Annotated in this window: 19 protein-coding genes; 12 read left to right on the top strand and 7 right to left on the bottom strand. The window is 56.6% G+C overall.

The window, feature by feature from the left end:
• Positions 1-60: 60 nt before the first annotated feature.
• The 3 genes from FNL37_RS13760 to FNL37_RS13750 all read right to left on the bottom strand — a co-directional run bounded on the left by FNL37_RS13760 (position 61) and on the right by FNL37_RS13750 (position 3,333).
• A complete protein-coding gene (locus FNL37_RS13760) occupies positions 61-1,029 on the bottom strand; it encodes a DUF72 domain-containing protein (RefSeq protein WP_159356519.1) in 969 nt (322 codons plus the stop codon).
• A 75-nt stretch (positions 1,030-1,104) separates the two neighbouring features.
• Positions 1,105-2,241 (bottom strand): PilT/PilU family type 4a pilus ATPase, encoded by a 1,137-nt coding sequence (locus FNL37_RS13755; RefSeq protein ID WP_159356518.1) that lies wholly within the window; start codon positions 2,239-2,241, stop codon positions 1,105-1,107.
• A gap of 48 nt (positions 2,242-2,289) precedes the next feature.
• A complete protein-coding gene (locus FNL37_RS13750; protein ID WP_013441454.1) occupies positions 2,290-3,333 on the bottom strand; it encodes a type IV pilus twitching motility protein PilT in 1,044 nt (347 codons plus the stop codon).
• A 42-nt stretch (positions 3,334-3,375) separates the two neighbouring features.
• Here FNL37_RS13750 and FNL37_RS13745 point away from each other — a divergent pair, with 42 nt between their 5' ends.
• From FNL37_RS13745 to FNL37_RS13735, 3 genes are all read left to right on the top strand, one after another.
• Positions 3,376-4,077: a YggS family pyridoxal phosphate-dependent enzyme gene (locus FNL37_RS13745; RefSeq protein ID WP_015829489.1), complete on the top strand. Its 702-nt coding sequence runs from the start codon at positions 3,376-3,378 to the stop codon at positions 4,075-4,077.
• A 76-nt stretch (positions 4,078-4,153) separates the two neighbouring features.
• The gene (proC, locus tag FNL37_RS13740; RefSeq protein ID WP_159356517.1) at positions 4,154-4,966 is read left to right on the top strand and encodes a pyrroline-5-carboxylate reductase; all 813 of its coding nucleotides are present in this window, start codon (positions 4,154-4,156) and stop codon (positions 4,964-4,966) included.
• Position 4,967: 1 nt separating this feature from the next.
• Positions 4,968-5,543, top strand: a complete 576-nt coding sequence (locus tag FNL37_RS13735; RefSeq protein ID WP_159356516.1) for a YggT family protein — start codon at positions 4,968-4,970, stop codon at positions 5,541-5,543.
• Positions 5,544-5,626: 83 nt separating this feature from the next.
• On the opposite strand, the gene rng is transcribed toward FNL37_RS13735, so the two are convergent.
• The 3 genes from rng to FNL37_RS13720 are packed head-to-tail and all read right to left on the bottom strand — an operon-like array spanning position 5,627 to position 8,251.
• On the bottom strand, positions 5,627-7,084 hold the full coding sequence (gene rng, locus FNL37_RS13730) for a ribonuclease G (RefSeq protein ID WP_013441450.1): 1,458 nt from the start codon (positions 7,082-7,084) through the stop codon (positions 5,627-5,629).
• A gap of 31 nt (positions 7,085-7,115) precedes the next feature.
• A complete protein-coding gene (locus FNL37_RS13725) occupies positions 7,116-7,706 on the bottom strand; it encodes a Maf family protein (RefSeq protein WP_159356515.1) in 591 nt (196 codons plus the stop codon).
• Positions 7,703-8,251, bottom strand: a complete 549-nt coding sequence (locus tag FNL37_RS13720; RefSeq protein ID WP_159356514.1) for a DJ-1 family glyoxalase III — start codon at positions 8,249-8,251, stop codon at positions 7,703-7,705. The genes FNL37_RS13725 and FNL37_RS13720 overlap by 4 nt, the downstream gene beginning before the upstream one ends.
• Before the next feature lie 96 nt (positions 8,252-8,347).
• On the opposite strand from FNL37_RS13720, the gene FNL37_RS13715 reads away from it, so the two are divergent.
• The 3 genes from FNL37_RS13715 to mnmA are packed head-to-tail and all read left to right on the top strand — an operon-like array spanning position 8,348 to position 10,568.
• Entirely contained in the window at positions 8,348-8,983 is a 636-nt protein-coding gene (locus FNL37_RS13715; protein ID WP_159356513.1) for a YchE family NAAT transporter, read from the top strand.
• Between the two features lie 44 nt (positions 8,984-9,027).
• Positions 9,028-9,486, top strand: a complete 459-nt coding sequence (locus tag FNL37_RS13710) for an NUDIX hydrolase (RefSeq protein WP_015829484.1) — start codon at positions 9,028-9,030, stop codon at positions 9,484-9,486.
• Positions 9,483-10,568 carry a tRNA 2-thiouridine(34) synthase MnmA gene (gene mnmA / locus FNL37_RS13705; protein WP_013441445.1) on the top strand — a complete coding sequence of 362 codons (1,086 nt, stop codon included), beginning with the start codon at positions 9,483-9,485 and terminating at the stop codon, positions 10,566-10,568. Before FNL37_RS13710 ends, mnmA begins: the two co-directional genes overlap by 4 nt.
• 147 nt (positions 10,569-10,715) lie before the next feature.
• Here mnmA and FNL37_RS13700 read toward each other — a convergent pair whose 3' ends face one another.
• On the bottom strand, positions 10,716-11,327 hold the full coding sequence (locus FNL37_RS13700) for a glutathione S-transferase family protein (RefSeq protein ID WP_159356551.1): 612 nt from the start codon (positions 11,325-11,327) through the stop codon (positions 10,716-10,718).
• Between the two features lie 52 nt (positions 11,328-11,379).
• Here FNL37_RS13700 and nadC point away from each other — a divergent pair, with 52 nt between their 5' ends.
• The 6 genes from nadC (at position 11,380) to asd (ending at position 18,681) form a co-directional block, all read left to right on the top strand.
• Positions 11,380-12,243, top strand: a complete 864-nt coding sequence (nadC, locus tag FNL37_RS13695) for a carboxylating nicotinate-nucleotide diphosphorylase (protein WP_159356512.1) — start codon at positions 11,380-11,382, stop codon at positions 12,241-12,243.
• A 132-nt stretch (positions 12,244-12,375) separates the two neighbouring features.
• On the top strand, positions 12,376-14,157 hold the full coding sequence (gene tfpB / locus FNL37_RS13690) for a type IV pilus assembly ATPase TfpB (protein WP_159356511.1): 1,782 nt from the start codon (positions 12,376-12,378) through the stop codon (positions 14,155-14,157).
• 96 nt (positions 14,158-14,253) lie between these two features.
• Positions 14,254-16,053 (top strand): acetolactate synthase 3 catalytic subunit, encoded by a 1,800-nt coding sequence (locus tag FNL37_RS13685; protein WP_280526128.1) that lies wholly within the window; start codon positions 14,254-14,256, stop codon positions 16,051-16,053.
• Between the two features lie 13 nt (positions 16,054-16,066).
• Positions 16,067-16,558 (top strand): acetolactate synthase small subunit, encoded by a 492-nt coding sequence (gene ilvN, locus FNL37_RS13680; RefSeq protein WP_013441439.1) that lies wholly within the window; start codon positions 16,067-16,069, stop codon positions 16,556-16,558.
• 107 nt (positions 16,559-16,665) lie between these two features.
• The gene (ilvC, locus tag FNL37_RS13675) at positions 16,666-17,682 is read left to right on the top strand and encodes a ketol-acid reductoisomerase (protein WP_159356509.1); all 1,017 of its coding nucleotides are present in this window, start codon (positions 16,666-16,668) and stop codon (positions 17,680-17,682) included.
• 153 nt (positions 17,683-17,835) lie between these two features.
• Positions 17,836-18,681, top strand: coding sequence for an archaetidylserine decarboxylase (gene asd, locus FNL37_RS13670; protein ID WP_159356508.1), 846 nt, complete (start codon positions 17,836-17,838; stop codon positions 18,679-18,681).
• Positions 18,682-18,702: the final 21 nt, after the last annotated feature.

Here is an 18,702-nt window from a genome sequence, read left to right as displayed (position 1 = left end):
ATTCGTTCGAGGCCTGACCATGGCCGCAGATCGCAAAAACGCCAGCCACATCGGCTGGCGTTATTTTTTTATCGATTGCCGGCGGGGCGCCCGCTTCCTCGGCGGCTTTACCGCATTCTCCAGCGCGGAGGCATCCAGCGGCACCAGTCCCTGATCACGGCCCAGCACCTGCAACAGCTTACGAGCATCAAACGGTGCACGCACCTTGATGTCATTATCAAAATAACAATAGATATCCCGCGCTCTGGCAGATGGCGCAGCATCCGCTTCCGCAACCCGACTTGCGTCAGCGGGTTCATCGCCATGGCTCCACTGGCTGATACGTTTCGCCCAGCGCTTCAAGGCCTCTTCGCCATAGCCGCTGGCGTATAACTCCGCATCGCCATGCAAGCGCAGGTAAACAAAATCTGCCGTCACATCTTCCATGTACGGCCATTTGCCTGCGGTATCCGCCACGACCAGCGCCACTCCATATTGGCGTAACAAGGCAATGAATTCCGCATGCTCGAAACTGGAGTTCCGTATTTCCACCGCATGCCGCAGGCGCCGCTTCTCATCCACTTCAAACCATGTCTTGCCCGCCATTTCCGGACTATGGTGGCGGGCCAGCGCAGCGGCGTCATGGGTATCGCGTGGCAGCTGTTGCAGGAAATGCTCGAACAGGGCGGCATCGAATTTAAAACTGGGCGGGAATTGCCAGAGGATGGGACCGAGCTTCTCCTTGAGTGCTAGCAGACCGGAGGCAAAAAAATTCGCCATGGCAGTCTCAATATCGCGCAGACGCAGGATATGCGTGACATAACGCGTGGCTTTAATGCTGAAGATGAAATCGGAGGGAGTTTGCTGATACCAGCGCTGGTAACTGGTTGGGCGCTGCAATCCGTAAAACGAGCCATTCAGCTCAATGCTGGGCAGCGCACGGGAGGCAAACTCAAGCTCCCGCGCCTGCGTGAGGTCTTCGGGATAAAAGACGCCACGCCAGGGAGGATATCGCCAACCAGAAATACCAATCCGTATATCAGCCGCCATATCCTTTGGTAAGCGAAGTCAGGGCAAAGTTCGTTCCCCCAGATGACCAGCACCAATCACTACAGCGTTTGAAAGCTAGACTATTCCAAGTTTATCGAGCCCGGAGGACATATCGCGATCTTGCGCATCCTTGCCTTCGAGCTTGATCTTGAGGCGGATATCGTTGATGGAGTCTGCATTGCGCAGCGCATCTTCGTAGGTGATTTCATCGCGCTCATACAAATCAAACAGGGCCTGGTCAAAGGTCTGCATGCCCAGTTCGCGTGACTTCGCCATGATCTCCTTGATGCCATGCACTTCGCCCTTCAGCACCAAGTCAGAAATAAGGGGGGAATTCAGCATGATCTCAATCGCCGCCGCACGGCCCTGACCATCACGCTTGGGGATCAGGCGTTGCGAGACAAAGGCCCGCATGTTCAGCGACAGATCCATCAGCAATTGCTGACGACGCTCTTCAGGGAAGAAGTTGATGATACGGTCCAGCGCCTGGTTGGTGCTGTTGGCGTGCAGGGTCGCCATGCACAGGTGGCCGGTTTCGGCAAAGGCAATGGCGTAGTCCATGGTTTCGCGGTCGCGGATTTCGCCGATCATGATCACATCCGGTGCCTGGCGCAGCGTGTTTTTCAGCGCGGCAAACCAGTTATCGGTATCCACGCCCACTTCGCGCTGGGTCACGATGCAGTTTTTGTGGTCATGTATGAATTCAATCGGATCTTCAATGGTGATGATATGACCGTAACTGTTTTCGTTGCGGTAGCCCATCATCGCCGCCAGCGTGGTGGATTTACCAGAGCCGGTACCGCCGACCAGAATCACCAGACCTCGCTTGGTCATGGAGACTTCCTTCAACACCTCGGGCAGATGCAGATCATCAAATTTGGGAATGGCCGAGGTAATGGTACGGAACACCAGGCCGACCGAGCCACGCTGCACAAAGGCATTGACCCGGAACCGCGCCACACGCGGCATGCTGATGGCGAAGTTACATTCGCGGGTCGCTTCAAATTCGGCAGCCTGCTTGTCGTTCATGATGGCACGGGCAATCTCGCGCACATGCTGGGGGGTGAGCGGCTGGCTGCTCATGGGCGTCATCTTGCCATCGATCTTCATTGCCGGTGGAAAGGCCGCCGTGATGAACAGATCAGAGGCTTTCTTGGCAATCATCATGCGCAACAAATCAAAAACAAACTTCTCTGCCTGACCTTCTTCCATGGAAGACTACCTTAAATAAACGCGTTGAATAATCGTACGAAAAGCTGCTTAGCCGCCGAAGGATTCCTTGTTGGCAGCCTTGCCACGGGCTTCGCCCACCGAAATGATATTGCGCTTCACCAGCTCCTGCAGGTTCTGGTCCAGCGTCTGCATGCCCACATTCTGCCCGGTCTGGATGGCGGAATACATCTGCGCAATCTTGTTCTCGCGGATGAGGTTACGGATGGCCGGCGTGCCTATCATGATCTCATGCGCGGCAACACGGCCCTGCTCATCCTTGGTTTTGCACAGTGTTTGCGAGATCACCGCCCGTAAGGACTCAGAGAGCATGGAGCGCACCATTTCTTTTTCGGCCGCGGGGAATACATCGACGATACGGTCTATGGTTTTGGCCGCCGAGCTGGTATGCAGGGTGCCAAACACCAGGTGGCCGGTTTCAGCGGCCGACAGGGCCAGGCGTATGGTTTCCAGGTCGCGCATTTCGCCAACCAGAATCACGTCAGGGTCTTCACGCAGCGCTGAGCGCAAGGCATTCGAGAACGACAGGGTATGCGGACCGACTTCGCGCTGGTTGATCAAACACTTTTTCGAGGTGTGGACGAACTCAATCGGGTCTTCCACCGTCAGGATATGGCCGTACTCGTTTTCATTGATGAAATCGACCATGGCCGCCAGCGTGGTGGATTTGCCGGAACCGGTTGGCCCGGTCACCAGCACGATGCCGCGCGGGTTTTGCGCGATTTCACGGAAGATAGGCGGACAGTTCAGCTCTTCCATGCTCAGAATCTTGGAGGGGATGGTACGAAATACCGCGCCCGCACCGCGATTCTGGTTAAAGGCATTGACCCGGAAACGGGCAAGATTGGGAATCTCGAACGAGAAATCGCACTCCAGGGTTTCTTCGTAAATCTTGCGCTGGCCGTCGTTCATGATGTCATACACCATGTCGTGCACCTGGCTGTGATCCATGGACGGCAGGTTGATTTTGCGCACGTCGCCATGCACCCGGATCATGGGTGGCATACCGGCGGAAAGATGCAAATCAGAAGCCTTGTTTTTAACCGAGAACGCCAACAAATCCGAAATATCCACCCTAGGCTCCTGCTATAATTTTATAAAAATGATGAATGGATTATGAGCGCAATCACAGAACGCTTGCAAGCCGTGCAAGCCCGTATTTGTCAGTCGGCCACGGCCGCTGGACGCGACCCGCAGGAGATTACCCTGCTGGCCGTCAGCAAGGCGCAAAACGCCGATGCCATCCGCGATGCATGGGCCGCTGGTCAGCAACGGTTTGGCGAGAATTATCTGCAGGAAGCCCTGAACAAACAGGCGCTGCTGCAAGACCTGCCGATTGAGTGGCATTTCATCGGCCCCATCCAGAGTAACAAAACTCAGCCTATCGCCCAGCACTTTAGCTGGGTGCATGGTGTGGACCGGCTCAAGATTGCCGAGCGACTGAACGCCGCCAGGCCAGCGGAGCTGCCCCCACTGCAGATATGCCTGCAAGTGAATGTCAGCCATGAGGAAAGCAAAAGCGGCATTGCGCCAGAGGAGGCATACGCCTTGGCGAGTGCCATCACCCAATTGCCGCGCCTGCAACTGCGCGGTCTGATGGCGATACCTGCCCCTACGCCCGATATGGAATTGCAACGTGCGCAGTTTAGAATGGTGCGCGCCCTGTATGATGCGCTGAGGCAGCAAGGCATCGCGCTGGATACCTTGTCGATAGGCATGTCGGAAGATTTTCCGGTTGCCATAGGCGAAGGCGCCACTATCGTGCGGGTGGGCTCGGCCATTTTCGGCCCACGTCCGGCGAAGGCAGCGACGGCATGACCCGCGGGGAGCGCATGTCAGGACAACCGCAACACGCAGTGCAACGCAAAACACTTTAAATACTGAACGATAAACCATGACAAAAATCAGTTTCATCGGCGGCGGCAATATGGCGCGCGCCCTTATCGGCGGCCTGCAGAGCAATGGTTACGCCATGGATGCCATCAGCGTCATCGAGCCGGATGCCGACAAGCGCCAGCAACTGCACGCAGAATATGGTGTGCATGTGACCGAGCAACTGCCCAGCGTGAGCAGTGCCGATGTCATTGTGCTGGCCGTGAAGCCGCAGCAACTGCGCGACCTGGCGATCTTTCTGGGTAGCCTGCTGCATGGGCAGCTGGTAATCTCGATTGCCGCCGGTATCCGCAGCCAGGATCTGGCGCGCTGGCTTGGCGGTTACCAGGCCATCGTGCGCGTCATGCCAAATACACCGGCGCAGATACAGGCGGGGATTTCCGCCCTGTACGCCTTGCCTGCCGTCAGCGCCGCACAAAAAGACATTGCCGACACCATCATGCAGGCCGCGGGGAAAACCGTGTGGCTGGACGCCGAGCAGAAAATGGATGCGGTCACCGCCATCTCCGGTAGCGGCCCCGCCTATGTGTTTTATTTCATAGAGGCCATGCAGCAAGCCGCGCTGGAGCTGGGCTTGAGTGCAGAAGACGCCCGCTTGCTCAGCCTGCAGACCTTTGCCGGAGCAACCGCCCTCGCCGCCCAGAGCAGCGAGACGCCCGCCACGTTGCGTGCGCAGGTGACTTCCAAAGGCGGCACCACCGAACGCGCCCTGCTCTCCATGGATACCGCCGGGGTTAAAAACGCCATTATTCAGGCAGCTCACGCTGCTGCCGCCCGCTCTGCCGAGCTGGGCGACCAATTAGGTAAGGAATGACATGATCGCCAACGCTTTGCAATTTCTGCTGGAAACCATACTCGGCATGTTTACCCTGGCCGCGCTGCTGCGTTTTTACCTGCAGCTGACTGGCGCGCCTTTCAAAAACCCGGCATCGCAATTCGTCGTGGCCATTACCAACTTTGCGGTCAAGCCGCTGCGCCGGGTGATTCCTGGCTGGGGCGGACTGGATATCTCCACGCTGATCGTGGCTTTTGTCGCCCAGCTGATATTGAAGCTCGCTTCATTATGGTTGAGTGACTTTCCGCTGATGGTTGCAGGCGGTGGCGTATGGATTGCGCTGGTGGGTCTCGCCGTGGTCGGGCTGATCAAGCTCAGCATTTATATCTTCCTGTATGCCGTTATCCTGCAGGCTATCCTGAGCTGGGTGAATCCCTACACGGTGATTACTCCAGTGCTGGATGCTTTGACCCGTCCCATATTGGCCCCGCTGCGTAATCGGGTACCGCTGGTAGGGGGCTTTGATCTGACGCCGATTCTGGTCTTCATCATCGCCCAATTGCTGTTGATGCTGGTCGTGGCGCCACTGGAGCTGCAATTCCTCAAGCTGTTCTAAGCTACAGTCTCTTCGCAGATATCCAATAAAAAACGGCGCGATCAGATGGTCGCGCCGTTTTTTTATTTATCAAGCATGCCGCCTTACATCAGGATGATGTCGAAGTTTTCCTGCGGATATTGGGTTTCGGCCTGCAGCGACACCGGCTTGCCAATAAAGTCCGACAGATTGGCGAGACTCTGCGACTCTTCATCCAGCAACAGATCAATGACCTTGGGCGAGGCCAGCACGCGCAACTCGCGCGCCGTGAATTGGCGGGCATGCCGCAACAGCTCGCGCAGGATTTCATAGCAGATGGTTTGCGCAGTTTTGATTTCACCGCGCCCCTGACAGGCCGGACATGGTTCACACAGAATATGCGCCAGACTCTCGCGCGTGCGCTTGCGCGTCATTTCCACCAGGCCTAGTGCCGAGAATCCGCTGATACCGGTACGGGCGCGGTCTTTGGCCAGTGCGCGTTTCAGTTCATCCAGCACCGCCACGCGATGTTCATCCTCATCCATGTCTATGAAGTCGATGATGATGATGCCGCCCAGATTGCGCAGGCGCAGCTGCCGGGCAATACATTGCGACGCTTCAAGATTGGTTTTGAAGATGGTATCGGCCAGACTGCGACCATTGACGAAACCGCCGGTGTTCACGTCCACCGTGGTCAGCGCTTCGGTCTGGTCAAAAATGAGATAGCCGCCGGACTTCATCTCCACCTTGCGCGACATGGCACGCTCGATTTCCTGCTCGACGTGGTACATATCAAACAGCGGGCGCTCGCCCTGGTAATGTTCCAGCTTTTTCACCGCACCTATCGCGTAGTGCTGACCAAACTCCAATAGCTTCTGGTAAGTCTCGCGCGAATCGACCAGCACGCGGTCAGTGTCTTCATTCACCACATCGCGCAACACGCGCATGGGCAGGCTGAGATCCTGAAACACCAGCGAGCGGTCTGCCGCGCCATGGCTGGCCGCCTGGATATTGCTCCAGACCTTGTTGAGATAATCCACATCCGCCAGCAATTCATCATCGGTGGCGGTCTCGGACATGGTGCGTATGATGTAACCGCCCTGCCGGTTTTCCGGCAACAGTTTCAGCAACCGCTCTTTCAGAAATTCGCGCTCGGCTTCGTCTTCAATCCGCTGCGACACGCCGATATGCTGCTGCTGTGGCAGATACACCAGAAAGCGCCCGGCTATGCTGATCTGGGTAGTGAGGCGCGCACCCTTGGTCCCTATCGGCTCCTTGATCACCTGCACCATGATGGGCTGGCCTTCGTGCAGCACTTCCTGGATGGTTTTTTCCTTGTCCTTGTCGCTATTGGCGCACTCCAGCACATCTGCCACATGCAGAAATGCCGCGCGCTGCAGGCCGATCTCGACAAACGCAGACTGCATGCCCGGCAACACCCGGCAGACGCGGCCCCGGTAGATATTGCCCACCAGACCCAGCGAGGTATTGCGCTCGATATGCAGCTCCTGCACGATGCACTGCTCGATAATGGCTACCCGCGTTTCTTGCGGGGTCACGTTGATCAGAATGTCTTCACTCATTTACCAGCTCTCTGCCATGCATGCATGACGTTCACAACACGGAAATTCCTGCCTGCTTCAATAGTTCGGACGTCTCAAACACCGGCAAGCCCATCACCCCGGAATAGCTGCCTTCAATACGGCGAATAAAAGTACTGGCCAAGCCCTGGATGCCATAGGCCCCCGCTTTGTCACGCGGCTCGCCGGTGGCAATGTAAGCCTGAATGGTGGCCTCGTCCAGCGTCGTCATCTCCACACGGGTGGTAGACAAGCGGACATGCACGCCCGATGCCGAGGCGACAGCCACACCGGTGTGCACCTCATGCCAGCGCCCGGACATGCGCAACAGCATCGCGCGGGCATCCGCATCGTCTTCCGGCTTGCCAAGTATCAGCCCATCAATCGCCACCGTGGTATCCGCCGCGAGCAGGGGCAGGGCTTCACCCCCCTGCGCCTGCAATGCGGCGAGGCCGGTTTCCGCCTTGGCCCGCGCCAGGCGCAGCACATAATCGTGGGGGGCTTCATCAGGCAGCGGCGACTCATCCACATCGGCCGCCATGAATATCGTCTCCAGGCCTAATTGCTGGAGCAGCTCGGCACGGCGCGGAGAACGCGATGCCAGGTATAGGCGTTTTTTCATCATGATCGTTGCAAGGGTTCCTCTACCGCCTGACGCTTGGCTTCGCCACACAACAAGCCCACCAGCGCCAGCGCAAACGACATCGCCGTGCCGGGGCCGCGTGAGGTGACGGTGTTGCCATCCCTGACCACGGCATCTTCCACATAGTGATGCGTGCCCGGCAACTGATCCAGCACACCGGGGAAGCTGGTTGCGCGCTTGCCTTCAAGCAATCCGGCCGCATGCAGGGCCATGGGCGCCGCGCAGATGGCGGCAATATAGCGGCCTTCTGCAGCATAGTGCGTCAGCAGTGTCTGAATGCGCGCATCATTTTTCAAGTGCTCGGAACCTGGCATGCCGCCGGGCAATACCAGCATGTCGAATGGTTGCTGCAATACTTCATCCAGCAAGGCATCCGCCAGCAGGCGTGTTCCCCGGCTACAGACCACCGGGCCTGGCGTCAAACTGGCCGCCACAACATCCACGCCAGCGCGACGCAGAATGTCCATCACGATGACGGCTTCCATCTCTTCACAGCCATGGGCCAGTGGAATCAATACAGAGGGCATAAAACCTTGTGCGGCAGTTATAATCAAATGGTGACAAATACTAACTGATGTCTACAAAAACCACCAACCGAAGCCTGTCACGGAGAATCTGAAGCTATGAGCGAATGGGCCTACCTGTTCAAAACCGGCATTGCCCTGTTTGCCATCGTCAACCCGGTGGGCAGCGTGCCTATCTTTATCAGCGCTACCGATGGCTGGAGTCCCAAAGATCGCGCACGCACTGCCAAAACAGTTGGGCTGACGGTATTTGTTGTACTGATGACATCGGCGTTTCTTGGCAACGGCATTCTGGATTTTTTCAGCATCAGCATCCCCTCGTTTCAGGTCGGTGGCGGCATACTGGTCATGCTGATCGCCATCTCCATGATGCACGGCAAGCAAAGCCACGCCCGGCAGACGCCGGAAGAAGCCCAGGCAGTCGCCGAGCGCGAGGTCATCGCCATCGTGCCGCTCAGCATTCCGCTACTGGCTGGGCCGGGCGCCATCAGTAGCATGATCATCACGGCGCAAAAGCATTCCGGTTTCTGGGGGCATGTGTCATTGATTGTGCCGGTAGCCGCGGTATGCCTGCTGATCTGGCTGACCTTGCGACTGTCTTCGGCGATTGCCCACAAGCTGGGGACACTGGGGATTAACATCGTGACCCGCCTGATGGGCCTGATTCTGGCAGCGATGGCGGTGGAGTTCATTGCGCAGGGTGTTAGCGGACTTTTTCCCGGTTTGAATGGCTAAGCCGTAGCAAGCGCGGTAAAATATGCAATTTTTCAAGCAATTGCATGGTCTGGAAACCCAACACCACTGTCGCCGCCATCGTTGAGCAGGACGGCAAATTTCTGCTGGTAGAAGAAGACACCGCCGACGGCGTGCGCTTCAACCAGCCGGCCGGTCATCTGGAGCGTGGCGAATCGCTGCTGGAAGCCGTGATCCGCGAAACCCGCGAAGAATCCGCCTACCGCTTTGAGCCGCAAGCCCTGCTCGGCATTTATCAGTGGCACCATCCGCAAAAAGACATTACCTATATGCGGTATGCCTTTATTGGCGCAGTGTCCGATCACGATCCCGAGCAGCCACTGGATAGCGGCATACGGCGCGCCTTGTGGATGAGCCTGGAGGAAATCCAGGCATGCCGCGCGCTGCATCGTAGCCCGCAGGTGCTGACCTGCATCGAACATTATCTGGCGGGACAACGTTTCCCGCTCAACATCATTACCCATCTGGAACGCGGTGAACCATGAGTAAAAAGCGTGTAGTCGTTGGCCTCTCCGGCGGCGTCGACTCTTCTGTAACGGCCTTGCTATTGAAGGAGCAAGGCTATGACGTCGTGGGTCTTTTCATGAAAAACTGGGAAGACGACGACACCGATGAATACTGCCCGGCCAAGCAGGACCTGATAGACGCCGCGGCGGTCGCCGACAAGATCGGCATTGAGCTGGAAGCGGTTAACTTCAGCAAGGAATACAAAGAACGTGTTTTCCAGAACTTTCTGGAAGAGTATCAGGCGGGCCGCACGCCGAATCCGGACATCTTCTGCAACTCGGAAATCAAGTTCAAGGCCTTTCTGGATCATGCCATGGGCCTGGGCGCGGATCTGATCGCCACCGGCCATTACGCGCAAGTACGCGAGAAAAACGGCTTGTTCCAGCTATTAAAGGCAGAAGACGGTAGCAAGGACCAAAGCTACTTCCTGTATCGCCTTAACCAGCTTCAGCTCAGCAAAACCCTGTTTCCGCTGGGCGGCCTGCTGAAGCGCGAGGTGCGTGAAATCGCCCATCGCGAAGGCTTGGTCACGGCAGGCAAAAAAGACTCCACCGGCATCTGCTTTATCGGCGAGCGTCCGTTCCGCGAGTTCCTGAATCGTTACCTGCCGCGCGAACCCGGCGAAATGCAAACGCCGGAAGGCAAAGTGGTGGGCGAACACGAAGGCCTGATGTATTACACACTGGGTCAGCGTCAGGGCCTGAAAATAGGCGGCTCGCGTGAAAGCAATGGCGAGCCGTGGTTTGTGGCGGGCAAGGATATGCAGCGCAATGTGCTGATCGTCGTGCAGGGCCATGACCACCCGCTGCTATGCAACGATGGCCTGGTGGCCAGCCAATTGCACTGGATTGCAGGCGAAGCGCCGGAAACGCATTGGGTATATGCGGCCAAGACCCGCTATCGCCAGCCAGATGCACCCTGCGAGATTGATCGCCTGGAAGAAAGCGAAACAGAAATCCGCTTCGGGCAGCCGCAATGGGCGATCACGCCGGGGCAATCCGCCGTGGTCTATGAAAGTCAGGTGTGTTTGGGTGGTGGCATCATTACCCGCGCAGTTTGACTGGCACCGTTTGATAGAAAGTATGGCTGGACTGCTCGATGGCAGCGGCATTTGAAGCTGGGGCGGAAGAAATGACCTGGAAGTCCCAGCATTGAAGATCGGCAGGCTGCAGCACTGGACTCTCCAGCACCGCCGCCTGCCAAGCCATTATTGGGCGGGTGGCATCGTATCCTTGAACGAGGGGCGTTGCAGCATGGCCGCATAATGCCGTGCCAGGTTGGGGTAGGTGTCCTTCCAGCCAAGATGGGCATAGCGCAGATCCAGGTAGCCCAGCACACAGCCCAGTGCAATGTCCGCGAGACTGAAGTTGCCGTTGACACACCATTTGGCCGCGCCCAGTTCATCATTCATGGCTGCAAGGCCGCGCGTGACTTTACCCATCTGTTTTTCCAGCGCAGCCGCATCCTGCTTTTCAGGCGCACGGCGACCTTCCATGATCACCGCCACGGCGGCATCGCACACGCCATCGGCCAGGGCTTCCCAGCGACGAACGCGAATTTTCTGCCCATGATCCTGCGGGATCAGGTGAGCCACCGGGGTACGGTGATCCAGAAATTCGACGATCACGCGCGAATCAAAAATGCTCTCCCCATCATCCAGCACCAGAACGGGTATCTTGCCCAAGGGATTATGGTCAGGCACGGGACAGTCAGGGTCAGAGAGCACCACCTGCACCATCTCGATATCAATCCGTTTTTCGGCAGCGACCACACGAACTTTGCGGGCATAAGGGCTGGTGAGTGAGTAATAGAGCTTCATAAGGATGGAGGATTCGACGAAGATAAGCTTAGTCGGCATTATAATGTAAATCATGACCACCACCCTATCCGTTCCCCTGCTCTCCCCCGAATTACAAAGCGCGATCCAGCGCAATATCGAGGCGGCCATTGCCGAAGACATTGGCAGCGGCGACCTGACCGCGAGTCTGGTACCCGCCGACCAGCATGCGCATGCCACCTTGATCAGCCGCGAGCCGGCGATAATATGCGGCATTCCCTGGGTGGAGGCCTGCTTTGCGCGATTGGCTCCGCAAGCCAGGCTGCAGTGGCAGATCAGCGAAGGGGCTGAAGTCAGCGCCGGACAAACCTTGTGCATCATCACTGGCAATGCCCGACAAATTCTGACTGCCGAGCGCTGCGCGCTGAATTTCCTGCAGACCTTATCGGCGACCGCCACGGTCACCGCGCGCTACGTGCAAGCGGTGCAGGGCACCAAAGCGCGAATTCTGGATACCCGTAAAACCCTGCCCGGACTGCGCATGGCACAAAAATATGCGGTCACCGTCGGCGGTGGCTTGAACCAGCGCATGGGCTTGTACGATGGCATTCTGATCAAGGAAAATCATATTGCCGCTGCAGGCAGCATTGCGGCGGTGATGCAAGCCGCCATCAAATTGAGCTCGCATGCCAGCCTGCAGATTGAGGTGGAATCCCTGGCTCAGCTTGAAGAAGCGCTGGCCGCAGGTGCAGAATTAATTCTGCTGGATAACTTTGATCTGGCCGGCATGCGCGAGGCAGTGGCACTGAATGCCGGACGTGCCATTCTGGAAGCATCGGGGGGAGTGGAGCTGGAGACCGTGCGCGACATTGCGGAAACCGGTGTGGACCGCATTTCCATTGGCGGCCTGACCAAACACGTACATGCGATAGACTTATCGCTCCGGTTTCAAGACTGAATATCGAAGAGTGAAGATTCAAAGTCTTGAAACAACAACACTTACAATCGTAAAAACGCTAGACCCGTGAGCGCGTTTGCCACTATCCTGAATGACTGAAATATGACAACAGGGCATACCGAAGGACCCCACATGAGCAAAGTCGCTGCCACAGCCAAACCTTTGCAAGGCCGCCTCACCATCGGCGATGTATTGCGCATGCTGGTGAATGACGGCATGGTGGAAAAAAAGGATGCCGAGCAGTTATATAAAGACCGCAAGCTGGACAAATCCAACCTGCATCCACTGGTCGTCATCGGCGAACAAAAGTGGAAAAGCCTGCTAAGCCCACACAAGCCCTTGTCCGTTGAAAACCTGACCGAGTGGCTGGCAAAACGGGTAGGCCTCGATTACTTTCATATAGACCCGCTCAATCTGGATTTCGGATCGGTAGCGCAAGTCGTCTCCAAAGCCTATGCCGAACGGCTCAAGATCATGCCGGTCAAGGTGGGCGCCAACGAAGCCACCATCGCCACGGCAGAGCCTTTCCTGACCGACTGGATTCCCGATCTTGAGCGCATCATGAATCTCAAGATACGCCTGGTCATCGCCAATCCACTGGAGATCAACCGTTACCTGCCCGAGGTGTACAACCTCGCCAACTCCATCAACCTGGCCAATACCGCCAAGGCCGGGCAGATCATCGGGGTACAGAACTTCGAGCAACTGGTGGAGCTGGGCAAGAACAAGAATCTGGACGCCAACGAGCAACATATCGTCAACATCGTGGACTGGCTGTTCAAATATGCGTTTGAGCAGCGCGCCAGCGATATCCATCTGGAACCCCGCCGCAATATCGGCATCATGCGCTTCCGCATTGATGGCGTGCTGCATCAGGTGTACCAGCTGCCTTCCACCATCATGAATGCCATTACCAGCCGCATCAAACTGCTGGGCCGCATGGACATGGTGGAAAAACGCCGACCGCAGGATGGCCGCATCAAAACGCTGACCACCGAAGGCAATGAGGTCGAGCTGCGTCTTTCCACCATGCCGACCGCCTTTGGCGAAAAACTGGTGATGCGGGTATTTACCCCGGATGTCATCGTCAAGGACTTCATCGAACTGGGCTTTTCACCTGCGCAAGATGAGCAATGGCGCGCCTGGACCCGCCAACCGAACGGCATCATTCTGGTCACCGGTCCCACCGGCTCTGGCAAAACCACCACGCTGTATTCCACCCTCAAGCAACTGGCCACGCCAGAAGTCAACGTCTGCACGGTGGAAGAGCCGATTGAAATGGTGGAGCCAGCCTTCAACCAGATGCAGGTGCAGCAGAACATTGACCTGAGCTTTGCCGATGGCATACGTACGTTGCTGCGGCAGGATCCGGACATCATCATGGTCGGCGAAATCCGCGATGTGGAAACCGCCGAAATGGCAATCCAGGCGGCGCTTACCGGCCACTTGGTGCTGTCGACATTGCATACCAACGATGCGCCATCGGCCATCACCCGCCTCCTGGATCTTGGCGTGCCGTCCTACCTTATTCAGTCCACGGTGCTCGGCATCATGGCGCAACGGCTGGTGCGCACCCTCTGCCCTGCTTGCAAACAGCCCATGACCATAGACAGCGACCAGTGGCATCAATACACCGCACCCTGGAAGCTGCCCGCGCCAGCGCATGCACATGGCATTACCGGCTGCCTGGAGTGCCGCATGACCGGCTATCGCGGCCGTAGCGGTATTTATGAAATGCTGACCATCACCCCCGAGATTAAAAAACTCATCACCCCGGATGCCGACCTGGCGAAAATTCGTGCCATGGCCTACAAGCAAGGCATGCAACCATTGCTCATCAATGGTGCCGAAAAAATCGCGGCCGGACTCACCACCATGGAAGAATTGAGCAAGGTCGCGCCACCTCTGGAATAAGCCTGCTTGGCGCAAATTTCATTATCTGTGCCGAATATGTTTGTACATCCGTCAATTTCGCATTTTGATTCTTGACCAAATACATTCAAACAGTTACTGTTCAGGGTTCCCCAATTCTCAGTAAAAACAGCAAGATTTATGGAAGACCCTAGCAATCCGACCACGGGCAATCAATGCACGGGCGCAGAAATCGTTATTCGCTGCTTACAGGAAGAAAACGTTAAATTCGTTTTCGGCTATCCTGGCGGCGCTGTCCTGAACATTTACGACGCGATTTTCAATCAATCCCACTTCAAGCACGTGCTGGTTCGCCATGAGCAGGCTGCCGTGCATGCGGCGGATGCTTACGCACGCGCCACGGGCGAGGTCGGTGTTGCACTGGTGACTTCAGGTCCAGGTGCGACCAATGCCGTGACCGGCATTGCAACTGCTTATATGGACTCGATTCCACTGGTTGTGCTGAGTGGCCAGGTACCTGCGCCCTCGATTGGCATGGACGCCTTCCAGGAAGTCGACATGGTCGGCATTACACGCCCCTGTGTTAAGCACAACTTCCTGGTGAAGGACATCAAGGATCTTGCTGCCACCATCAAGAAGGCCTTCTATATTGCAGGCACCGGCCGTCCAGGCCCGGTTGTGGTCGATATTCCCAAGGACATTACAGCGCAGTTCCATGCCTTCAGCTACCCTGAAACGGTGGAAATGCGTTCATACAACCCGATACTCAAGGGACATTCCGGCCAGATCAAGAAAGCCCTGCGTCTGATGCTGGATGCCAAGCGCCCGATGTTGTACACCGGTGGCGGCATTATTCTGGGCGATGCGTCCGAACAGCTGGTCAAATTGGCACGTCGCCTGGGCTTCCCAATCACCAATACCCTGATGGGTTTGGGCGGCTACCCCGCCACCGACCGTCAGTTTGTCGGCATGCTGGGTATGCACGGCACGCTGGAAGCCAACATGGCCATGCAGGACTGTGATGTGCTGATTGCCATCGGCGCGCGTTTTGATGACCGCGTTATCGGCAATCCGGATCACTTCTTCAGCAAGAGCCGCACCATCATTCACATTGATGTCGACCCCTCCTCCATCTCCAAGCGCGTGAAAGTGGATGTGCCGATTGTCGGCCACGTACAGTCAGTGCTCGGCGAGATGAATGATCTGCTGGATGGCGAATTCAAAGCCGCTGCCGACAAGAAGCCGGAAGAAGCGGCCATTCAGGCATGGTGGACCCAGATCGAGGCATGGCGCAGCAAGAAATGTCTGAGCTATGACCGCAACAGCGACATCATCAAGCCCCAGTATGTGCTGGAAAAACTGTGGGAAGTGACCAAGGGCGATGCCTTTATCACCTCCGACGTGGGGCAGCACCAGATGTGGGCGGCGCAATATTACAAATTCGACAAGCCACGTCGCTGGATCAATTCTGGCGGCCTGGGCACCATGGGTGTGGGCCTGCCTTACGCCATGGGCGTGCAGCTGGCTTACCCCGATGCGCAGGTAGCCTGCGTGACTGGCGAAGCTTCGATCCAGATGTGTATTCAGGAGCTATCCACCTGCAAGCAGTTCCACCTGCCGGTCAAGGTAGTCACGCTGAACAACCGCTACATGGGCATGGTGCGCCAGTGGCAGGAATTCTTCTATGGCAACCGCTACTCCGAATCCTATATGGATGCGCTGCCTGACTTCGTCAAGCTAGCGGAGGCTTATGGTCATGTTGGCATGCGCATCGAGAAGCCATCCGATGTAGAGCCAGCGCTGAAAGAGGCCTTTGGCCCCAAGCTGAAAGAGCGCATGGTATTCATGGACTTCCTCACTGACCAGAAGGAAAACGTATTCCCGATGGTGCCAAATGGCAAGGGGCTGTCCGAGATGATTCTGGCCGAAGAACTGTAGAGCGAGCTGTTAGATGAAACACATTATTTCCTTACTCATGGAAAACGAAGCGGGCGCCTTGTCCCGCGTGGCCGGCCTGTTCTCGGCGCGTGCCTACAATATTGAATCCCTGACTGTGGCTCCTACCGAAGATCCCACATTGTCACGCATGACCATCGTCACTTCCGGATCCGACGAAGTGATCGAGCAGATCATCAAGCAGCTCAACAAGCTGGTCGATGTGGTCAAGGTACTCGACCTTAACGATGGTCGTTATATCGAACGCGAACTGATGCTGGTCAAGGTAAAGGCCACTGGCCCTTTCCGCGACGAAATGAAACGTATGTGCGATATCTTCCGTGGTCGCATCATCGATGTGGCCGATGGCAGTTACACCATTGAGCTGACTGGCACTGGCAGCAAGCTGGATGCGTTTCTGGAAGCGCTGGACAAGACGGCCATACTGGAAACAGTGCGTACCGGGGCCTCTGGCATCGGACGCGGCGACCGGATTCTCAAGATTTAATCAATGTGAGTTCGGGCAATTGGATGCCCGTTTTCTGGCGCTGCATGGCCCAGACCTGATTTCAAATATCCGGACTCACGCCAAACACTATAAATTTAGGAGTTGAAATGAAAGTTTATTACGATAAAGACGCCGACCTTTCACTGATCAAGAATCTGAAAGTCACCATCGTCGGTTATGGCTCTCAAGGCCATGCCCATGCACAAAACCTGAAGGACTCCGGTGTCAATGTGACCGTGGCCCTGCGCAAAGACGGCAGCTCCTGGAGCAAGGCTGTGAATGCCGGCCACCAAGTCGCTGAAATCGCCGATGCTGTGAAGCAGGCCGATCTGGTCATGATTCTGCTGCCAGATGAAACCATGCCGCAAATCTACCATGCCGACATCGCAAACAACCTGAAGCAAGGCGCTACCGTCGCATTTGCTCACGGCTTCAACATTCACTACAACCAGATCGTGCCACGCGCCGACCTGGATGTGATCATGATTGCACCCAAGGGCCCAGGCCACACCGTGCGTTCCGAATACCTGAAGGGCGGCGGCGTACCTACCCTGATCGCTGTTTACCAGGACCAATCCGGCAAGGCCAAGGATGTTGCACTGTCCTACGCTTGCGCCAACGGCGGCACCAAGGGTGGCGTGATCGAAACCAACTTCCGCGAAGAAACCGAAACCGATCTGTTCGGCGAACAGGCTGTGCTGTGTGGCGGCGCGGTTGAGCTGGTAAAGGCTGGCTTTGAAACCCTGACCGAAGCTGGTTACGCGCCTGAAATGGCCTACTTCGAGTGCCTGCACGAGCTAAAGCTGATTGTGGACCTGATGTACGAAGGCGGCATCGCCAACATGAACTACTCGATCTCCAACAACGCTGAGTACGGTGAATATGTGACCGGCCCACGCGTGATTGCTGATCAGGCACGTGCTGCCATGAAGGAATGCCTGAAGAACATCCAGACTGGCGAATACGCCAAGCAGTTCATCGCTGAAGGCCGCACCAACTACCCATCCATGACCGCACGTCGTCGCCTGAACGCTGCTCACCCGATTGAGCAAGTTGGTGGCCAACTGCGCGCCATGATGCCTTGGATCACCAAGAACAAGCTGGTTGACCAAAGCAAGAACTAAGCAACATCTCCGTCATGCGTAAATTCAACGCATGACACCATAAAAAAGGCGATGCTCATGCATCGCCTTTTTTATTGCCTATACACCACCATCCTTGGGACTTGCCTCCGCTATCATTATAATAGTCCGCTCATTGCCCATCCGGAATCTTGTGTGTTGAACCGTCTCGCCGTCTCCCTGCAATATCTCTTGCCCAAACAGGCCATCACCGTTTTCGCCGGATGGGTCGCCAATGCCCGCATGGGCTGGGTAACAACAGCGATTATTCGCTGGTTCGTCGCTCGCTACTCAGTGAATATGCAAGAGGCCGTTGAGGCCGATATCAAGCGCTACGCCAGTTTTAACGAATTCTTCACCCGCCCCCTGCGCGCAGATGCCCGCCCCGTCGCTGAGGCTACCTGGCTATGCCCGGTTGATGGTGCTATCAGCCAGATCGGCCCCATTGTTGGCGACCAGATTTTTCAGGCCAAAGGCCACCACTACTCCACCACGGCATTGCTGGCAGGCAATCAGGCACTGGCAGATGAATTTCAGGATGGCCACTTTGCCACCCTCTACCTCAGCCCCAGAGACTATCACCGCATCCACATGCCCTGCGATGGGCACCTGCTGCGCATGACCTACGTCCCCGGCGATCTGTTTTCGGTCAACCCGGTGACTGCGCAAGGCGTGCCTGGCCTGTTTGCGCGCAACGAGCGCGTGGTATGCGAGTTTGACTCAGCGCATGGCAAGTTTGTGCTGGTATTGGTGGGCGCCACCATCGTCGGCAGCATGGCCACCACCTGGCATGGCGTGGTCAATCCGCCACGTCCGGGCAATATTTCGGTATGGGAATATGCCGAGCACCAGATTCACCTCAAGCAGAATGAGGAAATGGGTCGGTTTTTATTGGGCTCGACGGTGGTGCTGCTTTTTCCAAAACAGCCCTTGCAGTTTAATCCGGTATGGCAGGAAGGCCGCCCGATCCAGCTGGGCGAAGCCATGGCAAACAGGGGCTAGCACGCATCAGCCCCACGCAAG

Origin of the sequence: Methylovorus glucosotrophus, assembly GCF_009858335.1 — a bacterium.
GTDB classification, from domain to species: Bacteria; Pseudomonadota; Gammaproteobacteria; order Burkholderiales; family Methylophilaceae; genus Methylovorus; species Methylovorus glucosotrophus.
The sequence above is the reverse complement of the archived record's forward strand: the minus strand, read 5'-3'. Positions and strand labels throughout refer to the sequence as shown.

What these genes read in the sequence shown, in the direction of transcription:
- FNL37_RS13745 (WP_015829489.1), top strand. Translation starts at nt 3,376, where the DNA reads ATGAGCGCAATCACAGAACGCTTGCAAGCCGTGCAAGCCCGTATTTGT.
- FNL37_RS13725 (WP_159356515.1), bottom strand. Translation starts at nt 7,706, where the DNA reads ATGATGAAAAAACGCCTATACCTGGCATCGCGTTCTCCGCGCCGTGCC.
- FNL37_RS13735 (WP_159356516.1), top strand. Translation starts at nt 4,968, where the DNA reads ATGATCGCCAACGCTTTGCAATTTCTGCTGGAAACCATACTCGGCATG.
- nadC (WP_159356512.1), top strand. Translation starts at nt 11,380, where the DNA reads ATGACCACCACCCTATCCGTTCCCCTGCTCTCCCCCGAATTACAAAGC.
- tfpB (WP_159356511.1), top strand. Translation starts at nt 12,376, where the DNA reads ATGAGCAAAGTCGCTGCCACAGCCAAACCTTTGCAAGGCCGCCTCACC.
- FNL37_RS13755 (WP_159356518.1), bottom strand. Translation starts at nt 2,241, where the DNA reads ATGGAAGAAGGTCAGGCAGAGAAGTTTGTTTTTGATTTGTTGCGCATG.
- FNL37_RS13715 (WP_159356513.1), top strand. Translation starts at nt 8,348, where the DNA reads ATGAGCGAATGGGCCTACCTGTTCAAAACCGGCATTGCCCTGTTTGCC.
- FNL37_RS13700 (WP_159356551.1), bottom strand. Translation starts at nt 11,327, where the DNA reads ATGAAGCTCTATTACTCACTCACCAGCCCTTATGCCCGCAAAGTTCGT.
- FNL37_RS13760 (WP_159356519.1), bottom strand. Translation starts at nt 1,029, where the DNA reads ATGGCGGCTGATATACGGATTGGTATTTCTGGTTGGCGATATCCTCCC.
- FNL37_RS13710 (WP_015829484.1), top strand. Translation starts at nt 9,028, where the DNA reads ATGGTCTGGAAACCCAACACCACTGTCGCCGCCATCGTTGAGCAGGAC.
- ilvC (WP_159356509.1), top strand. Translation starts at nt 16,666, where the DNA reads ATGAAAGTTTATTACGATAAAGACGCCGACCTTTCACTGATCAAGAAT.
- mnmA (WP_013441445.1), top strand. Translation starts at nt 9,483, where the DNA reads ATGAGTAAAAAGCGTGTAGTCGTTGGCCTCTCCGGCGGCGTCGACTCT.
- rng (WP_013441450.1), bottom strand. Translation starts at nt 7,084, where the DNA reads ATGAGTGAAGACATTCTGATCAACGTGACCCCGCAAGAAACGCGGGTA.
- ilvN (WP_013441439.1), top strand. Translation starts at nt 16,067, where the DNA reads ATGAAACACATTATTTCCTTACTCATGGAAAACGAAGCGGGCGCCTTG.
- FNL37_RS13720 (WP_159356514.1), bottom strand. Translation starts at nt 8,251, where the DNA reads ATGCCCTCTGTATTGATTCCACTGGCCCATGGCTGTGAAGAGATGGAA.
- proC (WP_159356517.1), top strand. Translation starts at nt 4,154, where the DNA reads ATGACAAAAATCAGTTTCATCGGCGGCGGCAATATGGCGCGCGCCCTT.